This is a genomic window from Streptomyces europaeiscabiei (assembly GCF_036346855.1).
In the GTDB taxonomy this organism is placed as follows: Bacteria; Actinomycetota; Actinomycetes; order Streptomycetales; family Streptomycetaceae; genus Streptomyces; species Streptomyces europaeiscabiei.
Map to the genome: position 1 here is coordinate 4,340,404 of NZ_CP107841.1, position 16,647 is coordinate 4,357,050.

13 protein-coding genes are annotated in these 16,647 nt (G+C 69.9%); 5 read left to right on the top strand and 8 right to left on the bottom strand.

Going from position 1 to position 16,647, the window contains the following annotated elements:
* Positions 1-29: 29 nt before the first annotated feature.
* The 3 genes from galK to galT all read right to left on the bottom strand — a co-directional run bounded on the left by galK (position 30) and on the right by galT (position 3,337).
* Positions 30-1,190, bottom strand: a complete 1,161-nt coding sequence (galK, locus tag OG858_RS18695; protein WP_319316660.1) for a galactokinase — start codon at positions 1,188-1,190, stop codon at positions 30-32.
* Between the two features lie 126 nt (positions 1,191-1,316).
* Positions 1,317-2,279: a UDP-glucose 4-epimerase GalE gene (galE, locus tag OG858_RS18700; RefSeq protein WP_328544703.1), complete on the bottom strand. Its 963-nt coding sequence runs from the start codon at positions 2,277-2,279 to the stop codon at positions 1,317-1,319.
* A complete protein-coding gene (gene galT / locus OG858_RS18705) occupies positions 2,276-3,337 on the bottom strand; it encodes a galactose-1-phosphate uridylyltransferase (protein WP_086751611.1) in 1,062 nt (353 codons plus the stop codon). The genes galE and galT overlap by 4 nt, the downstream gene beginning before the upstream one ends.
* Before the next feature lie 475 nt (positions 3,338-3,812).
* Between galT and OG858_RS18710 the strand changes: the two genes are divergently transcribed.
* Positions 3,813-4,709, top strand: coding sequence for a universal stress protein (locus OG858_RS18710; RefSeq protein WP_086751609.1), 897 nt, complete (start codon positions 3,813-3,815; stop codon positions 4,707-4,709).
* A 62-nt stretch (positions 4,710-4,771) separates the two neighbouring features.
* Here the strand turns inward: OG858_RS18710 and OG858_RS18715 are convergent, their stop codons facing one another.
* Positions 4,772-5,185: an ATP-binding protein gene (locus OG858_RS18715; protein WP_319316654.1), complete on the bottom strand. Its 414-nt coding sequence runs from the start codon at positions 5,183-5,185 to the stop codon at positions 4,772-4,774.
* Positions 5,186-5,410: 225 nt separating this feature from the next.
* Here OG858_RS18715 and OG858_RS18720 point away from each other — a divergent pair, with 225 nt between their 5' ends.
* The 4 genes from OG858_RS18720 to OG858_RS18735 all read left to right on the top strand — a co-directional run bounded on the left by OG858_RS18720 (position 5,411) and on the right by OG858_RS18735 (position 9,070).
* Positions 5,411-6,262, top strand: a complete 852-nt coding sequence (locus tag OG858_RS18720; protein ID WP_328544702.1) for a helix-turn-helix domain-containing protein — start codon at positions 5,411-5,413, stop codon at positions 6,260-6,262.
* Between the two features lie 8 nt (positions 6,263-6,270).
* The gene (locus tag OG858_RS18725; RefSeq protein WP_328544701.1) at positions 6,271-6,474 is read left to right on the top strand and encodes a DUF397 domain-containing protein; all 204 of its coding nucleotides are present in this window, start codon (positions 6,271-6,273) and stop codon (positions 6,472-6,474) included.
* Between the two features lie 71 nt (positions 6,475-6,545).
* Positions 6,546-7,751 carry a serine hydrolase domain-containing protein gene (locus OG858_RS18730; RefSeq protein ID WP_328544700.1) on the top strand — a complete coding sequence of 402 codons (1,206 nt, stop codon included), beginning with the start codon at positions 6,546-6,548 and terminating at the stop codon, positions 7,749-7,751.
* 344 nt (positions 7,752-8,095) lie between these two features.
* A complete protein-coding gene (locus OG858_RS18735; protein ID WP_179201321.1) occupies positions 8,096-9,070 on the top strand; it encodes an SGNH/GDSL hydrolase family protein in 975 nt (324 codons plus the stop codon).
* 98 nt (positions 9,071-9,168) lie between these two features.
* Here OG858_RS18735 and OG858_RS18740 read toward each other — a convergent pair whose 3' ends face one another.
* The 4 genes from OG858_RS18740 to OG858_RS18755 form a co-directional block, all read right to left on the bottom strand.
* The gene (locus tag OG858_RS18740) at positions 9,169-9,858 is read right to left on the bottom strand and encodes a helix-turn-helix transcriptional regulator (protein ID WP_086751599.1); all 690 of its coding nucleotides are present in this window, start codon (positions 9,856-9,858) and stop codon (positions 9,169-9,171) included.
* 273 nt (positions 9,859-10,131) lie between these two features.
* Positions 10,132-12,207, bottom strand: coding sequence for an outer membrane protein assembly factor BamB family protein (locus tag OG858_RS18745; protein ID WP_319273249.1), 2,076 nt, complete (start codon positions 12,205-12,207; stop codon positions 10,132-10,134).
* 247 nt (positions 12,208-12,454) lie between these two features.
* Positions 12,455-14,248, bottom strand: coding sequence for an outer membrane protein assembly factor BamB family protein (locus tag OG858_RS18750; RefSeq protein WP_327724200.1), 1,794 nt, complete (start codon positions 14,246-14,248; stop codon positions 12,455-12,457).
* 384 nt (positions 14,249-14,632) lie between these two features.
* Positions 14,633-16,441 (bottom strand): ABC-F family ATP-binding cassette domain-containing protein, encoded by a 1,809-nt coding sequence (locus OG858_RS18755; RefSeq protein WP_086750611.1) that lies wholly within the window; start codon positions 16,439-16,441, stop codon positions 14,633-14,635.
* Positions 16,442-16,647: the final 206 nt, after the last annotated feature.

A 16,647-nucleotide genomic window follows, 5' to 3' on the forward strand; every position in this document is an offset into this window, starting at 1 on the left:
ACCTCACACCTCAAGTCATGACCCTCAGGTCACGAAACCCGTCGCGCGCCCGCCGAGGGTACCGCCACGAAGACGCGCGGGGGCGTGTAGTCGGCCGTGGCGAAGGCCTCCTCGACCGCCTTGGTGACCGTGCCCACGTCGGTAGCCTCGACCAGGACGATCGCGGAGCCACCGAAACCGCCGCCGGTCATCCGGGCCCCGAGGGCGCCCGAGGACAGGGCCGTGTCGACGACGAGGTCCAGTTCGGGGCAGGAGATGCGGAAGTCGTCGCGCAACGACGTATGTCCGTCGGTGAGGATCGGGCCGATCGCCCGGGTCTCGCCCGATTCCAGGAGGGAGACCACCCTCTCCACCCGCTGGTCCTCCGTCACCACGTGGCGGACCAGGCGGCGGACCTCCTCCTCGTCGCCGAGGCGGTCGAGGGCGGCGTCCAGCTCGTCGTACGCGACGTCCCGCAGCGCGTCGACGCCGAGCAGGGCCGCGCCCTTCTCGCAGCCGGCGCGGCGCTTGCCGTACTCGCCCTCGCTGTGGGAGTGCTTGACCTGGGTGTCGACGACGAGGAGCTGCATGCCCTCGGCGGCCAGGTCGAAGGGGATCTGGCGCTGGGAGAGGTCGCGGGTGTCGAGGAACAGGGCATGGCCGGTCTCGCAGCACGCGGAGGCCGTCTGGTCCATGATCCCGGTCGGGGCGCCGACGTAGACGTTCTCGGCGCGCTGGCACAGGCGGGCCAGCTGCCAGCCCTTGAGGCCTAGGGAGAAGAGGTCGTTGAGGGCGAGGGCGACGACCACTTCCAGGGCGGCCGAGGAGGACAGGCCGGCGCCGGTCGGGACCGTCGACGTGAGGTGGATGTCGGCGCCGGTGACGGCCGTGTGGCCGGCCTCACGCAGGGCCCAGACGACGCCGGACGGGTACGCCGTCCAGGAGCGGTCGACCTCCGGGGTCAGCCCGTCGAGGGACAGCTCGACCACGCCGCCCTCGACGTCGTCGGAGTGCAGGCGCAGACGGCCGTCCGTGCGCCGGGACACCGCCGCGATCGTGGTGTGCGGGAGGGCGAAGGGCATGACGAAGCCGTCGTTGTAGTCGGTGTGCTCGCCGATGAGGTTCACCCGGCCCGGCGCAGCCCACACTCCCTCCGGCTCCGCCCCGTACAGCTCCTCGAACCGCTCGGCGACGACGACAGCCTCGCTCATCCCCTGACCCTGACCTTTCCGTACTCAACCGAAGAACTGGCCCGGCCTCATGAACTGGCCGAGCCGGCACACTACTTGGCGCCCGCGGGCGCGAACCCCGTCCTGCTCGGCGTGCGCCTGTGCGAGCTACTGCGTCCGCGTCTGCGCGAACTGCCACGCGTCCGCGACGATCTCCGCGAGGTCCGCCCGGGACGGGTTCCAGCCGAGGCGTTCGCGGGCCGTGGCGGCGGAGGCGACCAGGGTCGCCGGGTCGCCGGCTCGGCGCGGGGCGACGACCTCGGGGATCGGGTGGCCGGTGACCTGGCGGACGGTCTCGATCACTTCCCGCACCGAGAAGCCGTTGCCGTTGCCGAGGTTGCAGATGAGGTGTTCGCCGGGCCGCGCGGCGTCGAGCGCCAGCAGGTGGGCGTCGGCGAGGTCGGCGACGTGGATGTAGTCGCGGATGCAGGTGCCGTCGGGGGTCGGGTAGTCGTCGCCGAAGACGGAGATCGCGTCCCTCTTTCCCTGCGCGACCTGGAGGACCAGCGGGATGAGGTGCGACTCGGGGTCGTGGCGCTCACCGCAGGAGCCGTACGCGCCGGCCACGTTGAAGTAGCGCAGCGAGACGGCGCCCAGGCCGTGGGCGGCGGCCTCTCCGGTGATCATGTGGTCGACGGCGAGCTTGGAGGCGCCGTACGGGTTCGTCGGCTTCGTCGGCGCGGACTCGACGATCGGGGTCGTCTCCGGCTCGCCGTACGTGGCTGCCGTGGAGGAGAACACCAGCTTGCGGACGCCCGCCTCGCGCATCGCGCCGAGCAGGGCCATGGTGCCGCCGACGTTGTTGTCCCAGTACTTCTCCGGCTTCACGACGGACTCGCCGACCTGCGAGAACGCGGCGAAGTGGAGGACGGCGTCGAAGGAGGAGTCCAGCCATTTGGCGGCGTCCCGGATGTCGCCCTCGATGAAGGACGCGCCCGTGGGCACGCCCTCGCGGAAGCCCGTGGAGAGGTTGTCGAGGACGACGACCTCGTGGCCCGCCTCCAGCAGATGCTGGGCGACCACGCTGCCGACATAGCCCGCGCCACCGGTGACCAGGTACTTACCGCTCATGAACTCGCTACCTCTCGCAGTCGCTCGGCCGCGCGCTCCGGCGGCACGTCGTTGATGAACACGTTCATGCCGGATTCGGAACCCGCGAGGAATTTCAGCTTGCCGGAGGTGCGGCGGATGGTGAAAAGCTCGAGGTGGAGCGCGAAGTCCTCACGCTGGACACCCTCGAACTCCTCCAGCGTGCCGAACGGCGCCTGGTGCCAGGCCGCTATGTACGGCGTCGGAGGCTCACCCTCACCGAAGATCCGGTCGAAGCGCCTCAAGAGTTCCAGATAGACCTTGGGGAATTCTGAGCGCGCGTCCTCGTCGAGGGCGAGGAGGTCCGGCACCCGGCGCGTCGGGTACAGGTGGATCTCGTACGGCCAGTGCGCCGCGTACGGCACGAAGGCGACCCAGTGCTCGGTCCGGAGCACGATCCGCTCGTCGGCGAGCTCGCGCTCCAGGACGGCGTCGAAGAGGTTCTCGCCACCGGTGGCGTCCTTGTGTGCCGCGATGGAGCGCAGCATCAGAGCGGTGCGGGGTGTGGTGAAGGGGTACGCGTAGATCTGCCCGTGCGGGTGCCCCAGGGTCACGCCGATCTCGGCGCCGCGGTTCTCGAAGCAGAACACCTGCTCGACGGAGGGCAGGTGCGACAGCTCCGCGGTGCGGTCGGTCCACGCGTCCAGGACGAGGCGTGCCTGCTCGTCGGTCAGGTCGGCGAAGGACGCGTTGTGGTCCGAGGTGAAGCAGACGACCTCGCAGCGGCCGGAGTCACCGGCGAGGGAGGGAAAGCGGTTCTCGAAGACGACGGCGTCGTACGAGGAGTCCGGGATCTCGCTGAGCCGGTCGCCCTCGGAGGGGCAGAGCGGACATTCGTTCGCCGGGGGGTGGTAGATGCGGCCCTGCCGGTGCGAGGCGATCGCGACCGAGTCGCCGAGCAGCGGGTCCCGGCGCACCTCCGAAGTGGTGACGGTGCGATCCAGGGGCCGCTTGTCCACCGCGTCGCGCACGGTGTCGTCGCGCAGGTCGTAATAGATCAGCTCACGACCGTCGGCCAGTCGGGTCGAGGTCTTCTTCACGCCGGACTCCCCATCCCACCCATCAAACAGAACCGAACACATCAAAGCACAAGTTCCGACGTTCGTCACCATCACAAACAAACAAAGATCACCAGATCCCAACTATCGACTTCGCCGACCCGGTCGAGGTCCGCGAGCGGCGTGCGAGTGGTGTCGTGTCCGGCCGGCTCGGCGCGCGCCTGGCCACGGCCGACAGGGTTCGAGGTCAATTACCGTGCGTGATCGCCGGAAAACACGGCGAGGGTGACATCCCGCGCCGGCTCTCGTCGGGCGGGGCCGCGCGGATCTCCCGTCTCCGTTTTCGCTGGTCCGCCGGGTCCACATGCGCCGTGGAGGGGAATGGGGTACTCCTCGAAGGAGACAACGCATCTCGCTCGGCACGTCGGCGACGTCCGGACCTCCACCTGTCGGACTCGCTCACCGTCATCCACATGCACCGTCATTGCCTGCTTCGTACGAGACGGAGGCCGCCGCCATGCAACCAGTTGTCACCGTGGGCCTGGACGGCTCACCCGAGAGCCATGCCGCCGCCCGCTGGGCCGCCGATGAGGCCGAGAAGCGCAAGCTGACCCTGCGTCTTCTGCATGCGTGGCCGCTGCTGGCGCCTGAACCGACCGGCACTGGCACTCCCCCGGAGGTCGACCAGAACTACTGGGCGAAGCGTCTCGTCCACACCGCGCGAGCAGAGCTCCAGACCCGCCACCCGGGACTGCTGGTCGTCGGGAGCCTGGTACCCGACGACGCCCAGAGTGCCCTGATCCAGGCTGCTTCGGAGTCGGAGATGACCGTGCTCGGCTCACGGAGGCTGGAGTCGGTGGAAAGCTACTTCCTGGGGGACATCAGCCTGCCCGTCGTCGCACGGGCCCAGCGGCCGGTCGTCCTCGTCCGGGCCGATGCCCAGGAGCGGGCCGGGGAGGAAGCGCCCCATTCGCCCCATGAGGCAACCGCGAGCCGCGTGGTCGTGGCCCTGAAACTGCACGACTCCTCCGACGAACTGCTGGACTTCGCCTTCCACTCCGCCGCCGCCAGAGGCGTTCCGCTCCTGGCCGTCCACGGGCGGAGTGTGCCGCTCCACGCACGCGTGCCCTGGGGTGTGGACCACGATGCCACCGAGGAACTGACCGGGGACGCACGAAAGCTGCTGGACAAGGCGCTGCGCCCCTGGCGCGAGAAGTATCCGCAGGTGGACGTGGCCGACAGTGTGCGTCTGACCGGCCACGCCAAGGCCGTCATGCACGCCGCCGAGGGTGCCTCACTGCTGGTGGTGGGCCGCAGTGCGCACCGCCACGGGCTGGGATCCCACCTGGGCCACGTGGTACAGGCAGCGCTCCATCACGTGCGCTGCCCGGTGGCCGTCGTCCCCCACGGTTGAGGGCGACTCCTTTTCTGTTCGGTGTGCGCAACGAGCTACTTCTGTTCGGCGTGCGCAACGAGCTACGCGGCCATCACTTCGCACCACACGTATTTGCCGGGGTGCCCGAAGCGGGATGACGGCTGCCAGCCCCATACGTCCGTGCAGGCGCGTACGAGGGCGAGGCCTCGGCCGGCCTCCGCGTCGGGTCGTTGCGCCGACCGCCCCGGCGGCTCGGGGGGTTCGGGGTCGGCGTCCCACGCCCCGATCCACAGGGTGTTCCCCGACCAGCGCACGCGGAGGGCGGCGGGGCCCTTGGTGTGGAGTACGGCGTTGGCGATCAGCTCGGTGGCGAGAAGTTCGGCGGGGTCCAGCAGGGCGGTCAGGCCGTGCATCGTGAGGATCAGACGGAGGGTGCGGCGGGAGACGGTGACGGCCCGGGGGTCGTGGGGGATGTGGAGGACGTACTCCCAGGGTTCGGCTGCCGCTTCGGGCATGGGTGAACTCCGTTCGTATGGTGGGGAGTTGGCGAGGGCGCGCGGTGGCATTGCCTCAGCCGTCGTGGCGTGACGGAGTGGTGCGCTTCCGGGGCCCGGTCATACCGCAGAGTGCGCGGTACATGACTGACGGTATTTCCTAAATTTAGGATTGCGCAACCTGCTGCCGTATTCTGACCCCCGAACGAGTTACGCGCACAGGGCAGTTGGGACAAGGAGGCACCCGTGCCGCCAAAGAGGCATCTCACGGCGCGCAGAGTGCGACTGGGTTCTGAGCTGCGCAAACTGCGCGAGGCGACGGGCATGAAAGCTCGGGAGGCCGCAACGCTCCTAGGGGCCGACTCGGTCCAGATGAGCCAGATCGAGTCCGGGGTCGCGGGCGTGAGCGCCGCTCGCGTACGTCGCCTCGCCGCTCACTACGTCTGTACGGACGAGGGGTTGATCGAGGCCTTGGCCGCGATGGCGACCGATCGCACGCAGGGCTGGTGGGAGGAGTACCGGAACGTACTGCCTTCGGTGAACCTGGACTTGGCCGAGGCTGAGCACCATGCGGCGTTCCTGCGCGAGGTCGTCATCACTTACGTTCCGGGACTCCTCCAGACCCCGGATTACGCCCGAGCAGTCTTCGGGTACATGCGCCCGGAGCTCCCCGACGGCGAGTTGACACCCCGGGTGGAACACCGCATGAGACGCCGCACTGTCATCGAAGGCGACGCCCCCACCCCGTACGAGGCGATCGTCCATGAGTTCGCCCTGCGTATCCGCGTGGCCGACCGGCACGTCTCCCGCGCCCAACTTCGGCAGATCCTGGATCAGACCGACCAGGGGCACGTCTCCGTGCGCGTCATCCCGATCGACCAGGACGGCTTCGGCGGGGCCGGCGCCTCGATGATGTACATGGGAGGCCCGGTCCCCCAACTCGACACCGGACTCCGAGAAGCCGCCACGGGTACCGCGTTCATCGATTCGGAACCCCAACTGAGAACGCTTCGAACACTTTTCCGTAAAGTGGAGGAGGCGACGCTGGACCCCACCGCGTCCCGGGACTTCATCCACCGCTTGTCGAAGGAACTGTGAGGCGCCCCATGGCTCAGTCCCTGAACTGGCAGAAGTCCACCTTCTCCGGTGGCGCCGAGGGCAACGCGTGCGTCGAACTCGCCGCAGCGCCCGGCAACATCAGCCTCCGCGAATCCGACACCCCCACCACCCACCTCAGCACCACCCCCACCCCCCTCGCCGCCCTCCTCCACCACATAAAAACCGGTGGCCCCGGGACGACGGCGAACTGAGGCAAACCCCCGCCGACACGCGGGGGTTCACCGGCTGGCATGTCCGGAATGCCCACTCCTACGGTGATCCCATGCCCATCCGCCGAACAGCCACGACCTCAGCCGTCGCCCTCACTCTCACCCTCCTCACCACCCTCGCCCCGGCCCACGCACAAGCCGCGGCGAACCCCCTGCAACGCGATGCGGACGCCCTGCGCAACACCGGTGTGACCGGGGTATCCGTACGGCTGGAGACACCTCACGGCACCCGCACCGCCCGCAGCGGCGTGGGCGACCTCGCCACCGGCGCACCCGTGCCCCGCGACGAGTACATCCGTCTCGGCAGCACCACGAAGACGTACGTCGCGACTGTCGTCCTCCAACTCGTCGGCGAGGGCCGGCTGTCGCTGGAGGACAGCGTGGAGCACTGGCTGCCGGGCGTGGTCCGGGGCAAGGGGAACGACGGCCGCCGGGTCACCGTCCGTCAGCTTCTCCAACACACCAGCGGCCTGCCGGACTACATCGCGGACGTCGTCCCCGACCTGAGTGAGGCCGGTTATCTCAAGCACCGCTCGACGACCTACACCTCGCGGCAGCGCGTCGCGTTCGCCATGACGCATCCGCCGGTGTTCGAACCGGGGGCCCGCTGGGAGTACTCCAACACCAACTACATCCTGGCCGGAATGGTGATCGAGGCGGTCACCGGCCGGACCTGGGACCAAGAGGTGCGGGACAGGATCCTGCGCCCGCTGCGGCTCACGCGCACCTACGCTCCGGGGAACGACCCGCGCCTGCCCCGCCCCCACGCCCGTAACTACCAGCAGTTCGAGCAGTCCGCAGACGGATCGGGGGGCGGTCCCCTGACGGACACCACCCTCGCCTACCTCCCCTTCGACGGTGACGCCGACGGCTCGCTGATCGGCACCGCCGCCGACACCAACCGCTTCTTCTCCGCACTCCTGAGCGGCAAGCTCCTCGCCCCCGGGCAGCTCGCCGAGATGCGGCGCACGGTCGCCGTGCCGGACAGCCCCGACGGGGTACCGGGGTCGGGCTACGGACTGGGGCTGGAGTGGACGCCGTTGACCTGCGGCGGCGGCTACTGGGGACACAGCGGCAGCGGCTTCGGCTATCTGGCGTGGCCCGCGACGACGTCCGGCGGTCGCGTCGCAGTCACCGTCGCCGCACACAGCCGGCCCGCCGTCGAGGAGACCGCCGCACGCCAGATCCGGGGCATCACGGACCTGATCGACCACGCCGTGTGCACCCAGCCCGGGACGGTCGGGGTTCCGCATCGATGAACGCGGTGCCGTGGAGGGGGAGGTTCACCTCACCCTCCACGGTTGAGCACCGTCCGCGTCGACCGGTGGTCGTGAACAGGACAGCCGACGCAGGCCGCTCGGCGGGCCGGGATCCGAGGGACTGCCCGGGAAAGTCGTCGCGGCGATCAAACGCCGCGCCGCATCCGTCGACAGAGGGGCTCACCTGGCCCGTAAGTCGGCCTCGTCCGTTCAGAACGCGTCAGCCGTGACCGGGGTGATCCCAGAGACCTGACAGCAAGTCACTGTCCGTATCGGATCTAGTGCGCTGAGTAACAATCCTCGTACGGTCATAGCGCCGCCAAAACCGTATCTCTGGAGGATTCGTGGCAAACTTGCGCACTCGACTGGCCGTGCTGGGCTCCGCCGTGGCTCTCGCCGCAGGTGCCCTCGTCCCCGCACAACTCGCCGGCGCCACCCCGGCGGCCGCGGCGGCCTACGAGTGGGTCGCCCTGGGCGACTCCTACACCGCCGGGGTCATCCCGGCGGCGGGTGAGGTCTTCGAAGTCCCGCGTGACGGCTGTGAGCGCACCGACCTGTCGTACCCGCAGGTCATCGACCGCGACCTCGGCTCACTGGTCGAACTCACCAATGTCAGCTGCGGTGCCGCCACCATCGAGGACATCACCTTCAACGCCCAGCAGCCGATCGGCCGCCACCTGCCGCCGTTCTCCGAGGACCCCGACTACCCGTTCCCCCCGGTACCTCCCCAGTCCGAGGCGGTGAGCCCCGGCACCGACGTGATCACCGTCGGCGCGGGCGGCAACACCCTCGGGTTCGCCGAGATCCTCTTCACCTGCCTGCAACTGGGCGAGGGCAGCGGCGGCGTGGGCACGCCGTGCCGGGACGACCTGGCCGACAACATTCCCGGCCGGCTCACCAAGGTGAGCCAGGACTACGACGACATGCTCGCCACCCTCCACGAGCGCGCCCCGCACGCCAAGGTCGTGACCGTCGGCTACCCCACCGTCATCCCCGAGGACACGTCCAAGTGCCGGTACAACGACTTCGAGCAGTTCGCCTCGATCACCCCGGGGGACCTGGACTGGCTGCGCGACGACGTCCTGAACCCGCTCAACGCCACCATCGAGAAGGCCGCCGGTGAGCACGAGGACACCTTCGTCGGCCTCTCCGACTCCACCCGGAACCACAGCGTCTGTGACGCGGGCAGGTGGGTCGAGGGCCTCCTCACCAGCCTCGACCCGTTCCAGGTGGCCTTCGTCCACCCCAACGCCAAGGGCCACAAGAACGCCGCTGACCAGGTCTCCGTGGCGGTCTTGAACGCTCTTGGCGTGAACTGACCCGCATCCGGCATCCCCGGGGAGCCGCATCGGGCCGTCGGCCCGATGCGGCTCCGTCATGCCCTCGCGGCCCCGGACCCAGCCGACCGGGAGCCGCCCTACGCCCCCGGCGACGGGTGCGGCACCGGACCCGCCCGGTCCAGCAACCCCGTGCGCGCGGCCAGCGCCGCCGCCTCCAGCCTCGACCCCACGCCCAGCTTCATCAACACCCGCTGGACATGCGTGCGAGCGGTCGACGGGGCGATGTTCATGCCCGCCGCGATCAGGCGGGTGTCCTCACCGTCCGCGACGCGGACCAGGACCTCGACCTCGCGCGGGGTCAGCATCTGCAGGAGCCGCTGGCCCTCGTCGTCCGGCTGGGCGGCGGGGTTCAGCAGCTCGCTGAAGGCGCTCTGCAAGAGCTGCGGCGCCACCGCCGCCTCTCCCGCACGGGCCTTCATGATGGCCCGCTCGACCCCCTCGATGCGCTCGTCGTGGCGGACGTAGCCCGAGGCGCCCGCGGCGAACGCCGCCGCGATGCCTCGGGGATTGGGCACCGGGCCGAGGACCAGAACCGCCACCTGCGGGCGTTCACGCTTGATTCTGACCACCGGGTCGAATATGCCCGGTTCGGCCGGTGACGCCGTGCCGAGCAGGCACACCTCGGGCGCCCTTGTGATCACCAGTTCCGCCGCGCCCGCGGCGGGCGCCGCCGCGGCGAGCACGCGGTGCCCCCGCAGCTTCAACGCCGAGGCCAGCGCCTCGGCCAGCAGTCGGTGATCGTCGACCACCATGAGCCGGACTCCCATCGAGCCACCCCACCCCCCAGTCCCCCAGATGGTTGCCAACTATGGCTGCCCACTGGTCCTCACGGACAGAAGCCCCCCGACTTCCCCGTCGGCTCCCCGCTCTTCATGACCCCGGAAGCTACACGCTTGTTCGACGTTGCGCTCCCCCTACCGGAGAGAAGTGCCCCGGATTACCGAAATTCCCTCCTATTCGAGCGTGATGAGGGATACGTGCACGGCCCCGCCCCTGAGCTGGGGCGGGGCCGTTGAACGAGGCCGAGGGGGCGCGTGGGGTTACTTCGCCCCGAAGCCGAGCGCCGTGTACTCCTTCTCGTCGTCCGAGTACGGCTTGCTGACGAGTTCCGAGCCGATGAACCACCGTCCGTCGGTGTAGAGCATCTCGCTCAGCGTCGGCGTCATGCCGCTGATCGCGCGGAGCACCGACTCCGAGGACGGGGTCTCCAGGAGCTTGGTCTGCTTCAGCGTCTTGCCGTCGACGGAGACGATCTGGGCGCCCTTGTTGTACGGGCCGTCCTTGAAGGCGATGATGTTCGGCCCGTCCATCCGGATCGGGAACAGCTCGTAGTCGTCGCCCGCGTCGACCCGGTCGCCGGTGGACTTCCCCGTGGCCAGCGAGAAGGAGACGATCTCGTTGGTGGAGCTGTAGGAGCCGGTGCCGTCGTGGTTCTTGGTCGGCATGTACACCTTGTCGTTGCCGACGTAGATGCCCCTGCAGGCCCAGACACCGCGGACGGGACAGTCGTAGTCGTACTTGTCGTCCGGGATGGAGATCTTGGCGCGCAGCTTGCCGCTGTCGTCGAGCGAGAAGATGTCGTTCGTGCCGGTCAGCGGGACGTCGCTGCCCGTCACCACACCGAAGACCACCGGATTCGTGGAGATGATCTTGACGCGCTGGATGCCGGAGGGCACCTTGTAGGTCCACTTGACGCTGCCCGACTTCGGGTCGAGCAGCTGGATCTGGAAGGTCTCGCTGCCGTAGTCACCGCACTTGCGGACCGCGATCAGCTGGGCGCCGCCCGCATAGCCGTCGTCGGTGCACTCGCCGACCTTCGGCGACCACAGCACGTTGCCGGAGTTGACGTCGAACGCGGCACCGCCTTCGTAGCCGCCGGCCGCGGCGACCGTCGTACCGGAGATGGTGACCTCGCCGAACGGCACCTTCTCGCCGCTCGTCTCGGCGCTCTTGGTCCACACCTCCTTGCCGGTCTCGACATTGAACGCGGTGACCTCGGTGCAGGGGTGGCGGTCGTCGTTGTTCTTGCGCTTGCCCGACTCGGTCACCACGACGGCGATGCCCTCGGTGGTGATCTCACGGGAGCCCGCGCAGGTCTGGCCGGCCAGGTCCAGCGTCCATTTGGACTTCCCGCTGTCCGGGTCATAGCCGACGATCTTGTTCAGGGCCGACTTGGCGTACGTGGTCTTCGTCAGCCAGGAGCCCTTGACGCTGTCGATCGTCAGCTTTTCCTTGACCTCGTGCGCGGGCACCTGGAAGAGGATCTTCGCGCTGGTGCTGGAGGGTGTCTTCTCCTGCGCCTCGGTCGGGACCTCCACGCCACCGGACGACGAGCCGCCCGACGACGACGAACCGCCGTCGTCACCCTTGGTGTCGTCCTTGCCGCCGGTCGTGCCCTCCGAACTGGCGGTGTCCTTCTTGCCGTTGTCGTCGTCCCCGGCGGAGGTGGCGACGTAGACGCCGCCGCCGACGATGAGCGCGATGGCCGCGACCGCCGCGGTGATGATGATCGCCGTGGAGTTGACCTTCTTCTTGCCGCCCGGGGGCTGCCCCATCTGGTGCATCGGCGTGGTCTGCGGCTGGTAGCCGTACGGGCCGGGCGGCTGCTGCCCGTAGGGACCGGGCTGCGGCTGCTGGCCGTACGGGCCGGGCTGCGGCTGCTGGCCGTACGGGCCGGGCTGCGGCTGGCCGTAGGGACCCGGCTGGCCGGGGTGACCGGGCTGGCCCGGGTAGCCGTAGCCGGGCTGCGGCGGGGGCGTCTGCGGGTAGCCGTAACCGGGGCCCTGCGCGGGCGGGGGCCCCTGCGGGGGCTGGGCCGGCGGCGGGGTCTGCTGCGCCGGGGGTGCCTGGGGGTAACCGTAGCCCGGGCCCGGCGCGGGCGGGCCCTGCGGCGGTGGCGTCGGGGCGCCGAAACCGCCGGGCGGCGGGGGCGTGGGCGCGCCGAAGCCGCCCTGCGGCGGTGTGGCGGCCTGCGGCGGAGTCGCGTCCTGCGGGGGCTGCGCGGGCGGCTGGCCCTGTTCCGGTCCCTGGCTCTGTCCCTGGGCCGGGGGCTGGGCGGGCGGCTGGTTCGGGGGCGGGCCCGGGGGCTGGTTCGGCGGGGGCGGCGGCTGCGTCATGACGTGGATACCTCGAAGCAAATCTCGGAGGACGGGTGAGGGACGGATGGGGAGGCCGACCGGGTCACGGAGGGGCCGCGCGGCGGTGGCGTCGTCGCCGGAAGGCCGGTGTCCGCGGCCCGCGGCGACGGCTCGGACACGGTCACGGACGTCGCCGCGGCCTGTGATGACGGCTCGGACGACCGGTCCGCCGGTCGTGGCGAGGGCGCGGACCAGGTCGGCCCGCGGCCCGCGGCGGTCGCGTGCGTCACTTGCCGTAGGCCAGCATCAACTTCTCCTTCGCGTCGTCGACACCGGTCAACAGGGTCGTGGAGATGTAGAAGCGCCCGTCCACGTAGTCGACGGCCTTCGAGTAGAAGGAGCCCTCGATCTCCGCGGCGCTCGCCGGCATCTGGAGGAGCTTGGTCGCCTTGGGGCCACTGCCGGTGGTCGGAACGGACACCATCTGGCCGCCCGCGTCACGCGTGGGCTCCACGTACGCGAGGAGCTTCGCCCCCTCGACCTTGACCGGGAAGATCTCCGCGTCGGCGGAGGGGGACTTCAGGCGCCACTTCTCCTTGCCGGTCGCGAGGTTCAGGGCGACGATCTCGTTCGTGCCGTCCTTCTCCTCGGTCGGCAGGTAGAGGGTGTTCGCGTCGGCCGCTACGGCCGTGCAGCCCTGCATGTCCCGGGTGAGGATCCCGCCGTCGCAGTCGGGCGCGAACGAGTCGTCGGAGTCGACCTGCGAACGGGTCGAGCCGTCGGCCTTCAGGGTGGAGATGTTCCAGGTGTTCTCGTCCTCGTTGGTGAGGTAGAGGACGACCGGGTCCACGGAGTACGCGTGTTCGACCTTCCAGCCCTTGGGGATCTTCCGCGTCCACTTGGCCTTGCCGGTCTTCGGGTCCAGCTCCTGGACCTCGTCGTGCTCCTTGTCGGTGGTCACCGCGCAGGAGGAGACGGAGAGCAGACGCGTGCCGCCGGCGAATCCGGCCGGGTAGCAGGACTGGCCGTAACTCTTCTTGTCGAACAGCTTCTTGCCCGTGTTGATGTCGTACGCGACCCCGGACTGCGAGCGGCCCACCATGAGCGTGTCGCCGCTGACGGACAGCCCGACGCTGATGGCGCTGTCGAACAGTTCGCCCTTCTCCACCTCCGCCGACCAGCCCTTGTCGCCGGTGTTCAGGTCGATCTGCTGGAGCTGGTCGCACTCGGCGTTGCTGCCGGTGCCGCTCTGGTACGAGACCACGATCCGGTCGGCGGACGTCGCCTTCGGGGTGACCGCGCAGATCTTCCCCTCGAACCCGATCGGGTCCCAGGCGGGGTTTCCGTCACCGACGTTGTACGCGAAGAGCTGCTTGTACGCCGCCTTCACCGCGACCTTGTCGGTGACCCACAGCCCGGGGGCGCTCGCGCCGGAGCCGGGGGCATCCGGGGCGCTCTTGTACCAGAGCACCTTCGCCTCACCGGCCTTGCGGTCCGCGTTGAGGTCGGAGATGTCGAAGTCCTCGCCACCGTCGCCGCTGCCGTCGCCCTCGTTGACGGGCGCGGAGGGCGCGTCCGAGGGCTTGTCGTCCTCGCTCGGGCTCGCGCTCTCCTTGGCGACCGGCTTCTTCTCGCCGTCGTCCCCGAGGCTCGTCACCGCGAACACCGTGCCGCCGACCACGAGCAGCGCGGCCACGGTGGCCCCGATGATCATCGCGGGCTTGCCCTTGAAGGGGTTCCTGGAACCACCGCCACCGACCGGCGGCGGGGTGGGCGCGCCCGGGTACTGCGACTGCGGGTAGCCGTAACCGGCCTGCGATGCCGGGTTGTACGGGCCGGGCTGGGTGTAGGGGCCGGGCTGTGCGTAAGGGCCGGGCCGGCTGTACGGACCCGGCTGCGCGGGCTGCTGCGGGGGGTAGCCGTAGCCGGGGGCCGGCGCGGGCGGGCCCTGCGGCGGCGGGGTCTGCGGGTAGCCGTACGGCTGTTGCGGCGGTTGCGGCGGTTGCGGCTGTGACTGCGGTGGCGGATTGTGTGGTGCTCCGTAGCCGCCCTGCGGTGGCTGATCGGGTGGCTGAACCATCAGCGCTTTCCCCCTGTTCGCTGCTTTCGAGCCACCCGTCGTCACGCGTGGTGTCGCTTCTCAGACTGTTCTCAGACGGCTCTTTCTATCACTGCGACGGACCCATGCACGGGGCCGGTCGCTCCCCTGTTCCCAAGGGACAACCGGCCCGTGATGCCCTCGTTACGCTCCTTCACGCCCCCTTCACGAGACGTGCGCGCCGCGCGCGATACGCCTTTTGAGGGCGGGGTGACTGATGAGCGCCGCCCGTCGGCAGCGCCCTGAAGGGGCGCGGGGCTGTGTCCATGTGCGGCTCCGCCGCGTGGGCACGAGCAACCACGAACAACGCGGCACCCGGCATCGGACATCAGCCCTGACGGCGCTCCCCCGGCCCCGGCGGAGCGCTCACGCGTCCTCGGCGAGTTCCAGCCACCGCATCTCCAGCTCCTCCTTCTCCCCGCCGAGCGCCCTCAACTCCGCGTCCAGCTCCCCCACCTTCGCGAAGTCCGTCGCGTTCTCGGCAATCCGCGCGTGCAACTTCGCCTCCTTCTCGGAGACCTTGTCCAACTGCCGCTCGATCTTCTGCAGTTCCTTCTTCGCGGCACGGGAGTCGGCGGCGGAGACGGCCTTCTCCGCGGCGGCCTTCACGGCGACGGGCGAGGCCGCGGCGGCGGCCTCCTCCATCTTGTGACGCCGCTCGATGTACTCGTCGATCCCCCGCGGCAGCATCCGCAGCGCCGCGTCGCCGAGCAGCGCGAACACCTTGTCGGTCGTGCGCTCGACGAAGAACCGGTCGTGGGAGATCACGATCATCGATCCGGGCCAGCCGTCGAGCAGGTCCTCCAGCTGCGTGAGGGTCTCGATGTCGAGGTCGTTCGTCGGCTCGTCGAGGAAGAGGACGTTGGGCTCGTCCATCAGCAGCCGCAGAATCTGGAGCCGCCGCCGCTCACCACCGCTGAGGTCGCCCACCGGCGTCCACTGCTTCTCCTTGTTGAAGCCGAAGGTCTCGCAGAGCTGCCCCGCCGTCATCTCGCGGCCCTTGCCGAGGTCGACGCGGTCGCGGATCTGCTGCACGGCCTGGAGCACCCGCAGGTTCGGGTCCAGCTCGGCGACCTCCTGGGAGAGGTACGCGAGCTTGACGGTCTTGCCGGTGACGACCCGGCCGACGGCCGGCTGCTTCTCCCCCTCGCTGCGCGCGGCATCGGCCATGGCCCGCAGCAGGGAGGTCTTGCCGGCGCCGTTGACGCCGACGAGGCCGACGCGGTCGCCCGGCCCGAGCTGCCACGTCAGATGCTTCAGCAGCACCTTCGGCCCGGCCTGCACGGTGACGTCCTTCAGGTCGAACACGGTCCTGCCGAGCCGGGACGAGGCGAACTTCATCAGTTCGCTCGTGTCACGCGGCGGCGGCACGTCCGCGATCAGCTCGTTCGCCGCCTCGACCCGGAACCGCGGCTTCGACGTACGGGCCGGGGCACCGCGCCGCAGCCACGCCAGCTCCTTGCGGACCAGGTTCTGCCGCTTGGTCTCCTCGGTGGCGGCGATGCGCTCGCGCTCGGCGCGCGCGAACACGTAGTCGGAGTACCCGCCCTCGTACTCGAAGACCGAGCCCTTCTGCACGTCCCACATCCGCGTGCACACCTGGTCCAGGAACCACCGGTCGTGGGTGACGCAGACGAGTGCGGACCGCCGCTCCCGCAGGTGGCCCGCGAGCCAGGAGATGCCTTCGACGTCCAGGTGGTTGGTGGGCTCGTCGAGGACGATCAGGTCCTGCTCCTCGATGAGCAGCTTGGCGAGCGCGATGCGCCGCCGCTCGCCGCCGGAGAGGGGGGCGATGACGGTGTCGAGCCCCTGCGGGAAGCCGGGCAGGTCGAGGCCGCCGAAGAGTCCGGTGAGCACGTCCCGGATCTTGGCGTTGCCCGCCCACTCGTGGTCCGCCATGTCCCGGATGACCTCGTGCCGGACGGTGGCGGCCGGGTCGAGGGAGTCGTGCTGGGTGAGCACGCCGGCGTGGAGGCCGCCGGAGTGGGTGACCCGGCCCGTGTCGGCCTCCTCCAGCTTGGCGAGCATCCGGATCAGGGTCGTCTTGCCGTCCCCGTTCCGCCCCACGACGCCGATCCGGTCCCCTTCGGAGACGCCGAGCGAGACCCCGTCGAGCAGGGCGCGGGTGCCGTACACCTTGCTGACGTTCTCGACATTGACCAGGTTGACGGCCATTACTCTCCTGCCACGGGGACGATCGACCCTCCAGGGTAGTCCGCGGGGCGCAGGGGTGTGACGGGCGGCGGGGGCTGGGGCGAGCAGGGGCTGCGCCCATGCTTTTCGCCGAAGAGCCGCAGCCCCTTCAGGGACGCGGGGGCTGCGCAAGAAACCACGGGCCACCCGCACCCGCCGAACCACCTGAGCCCCCGAGCTGCTGGGCG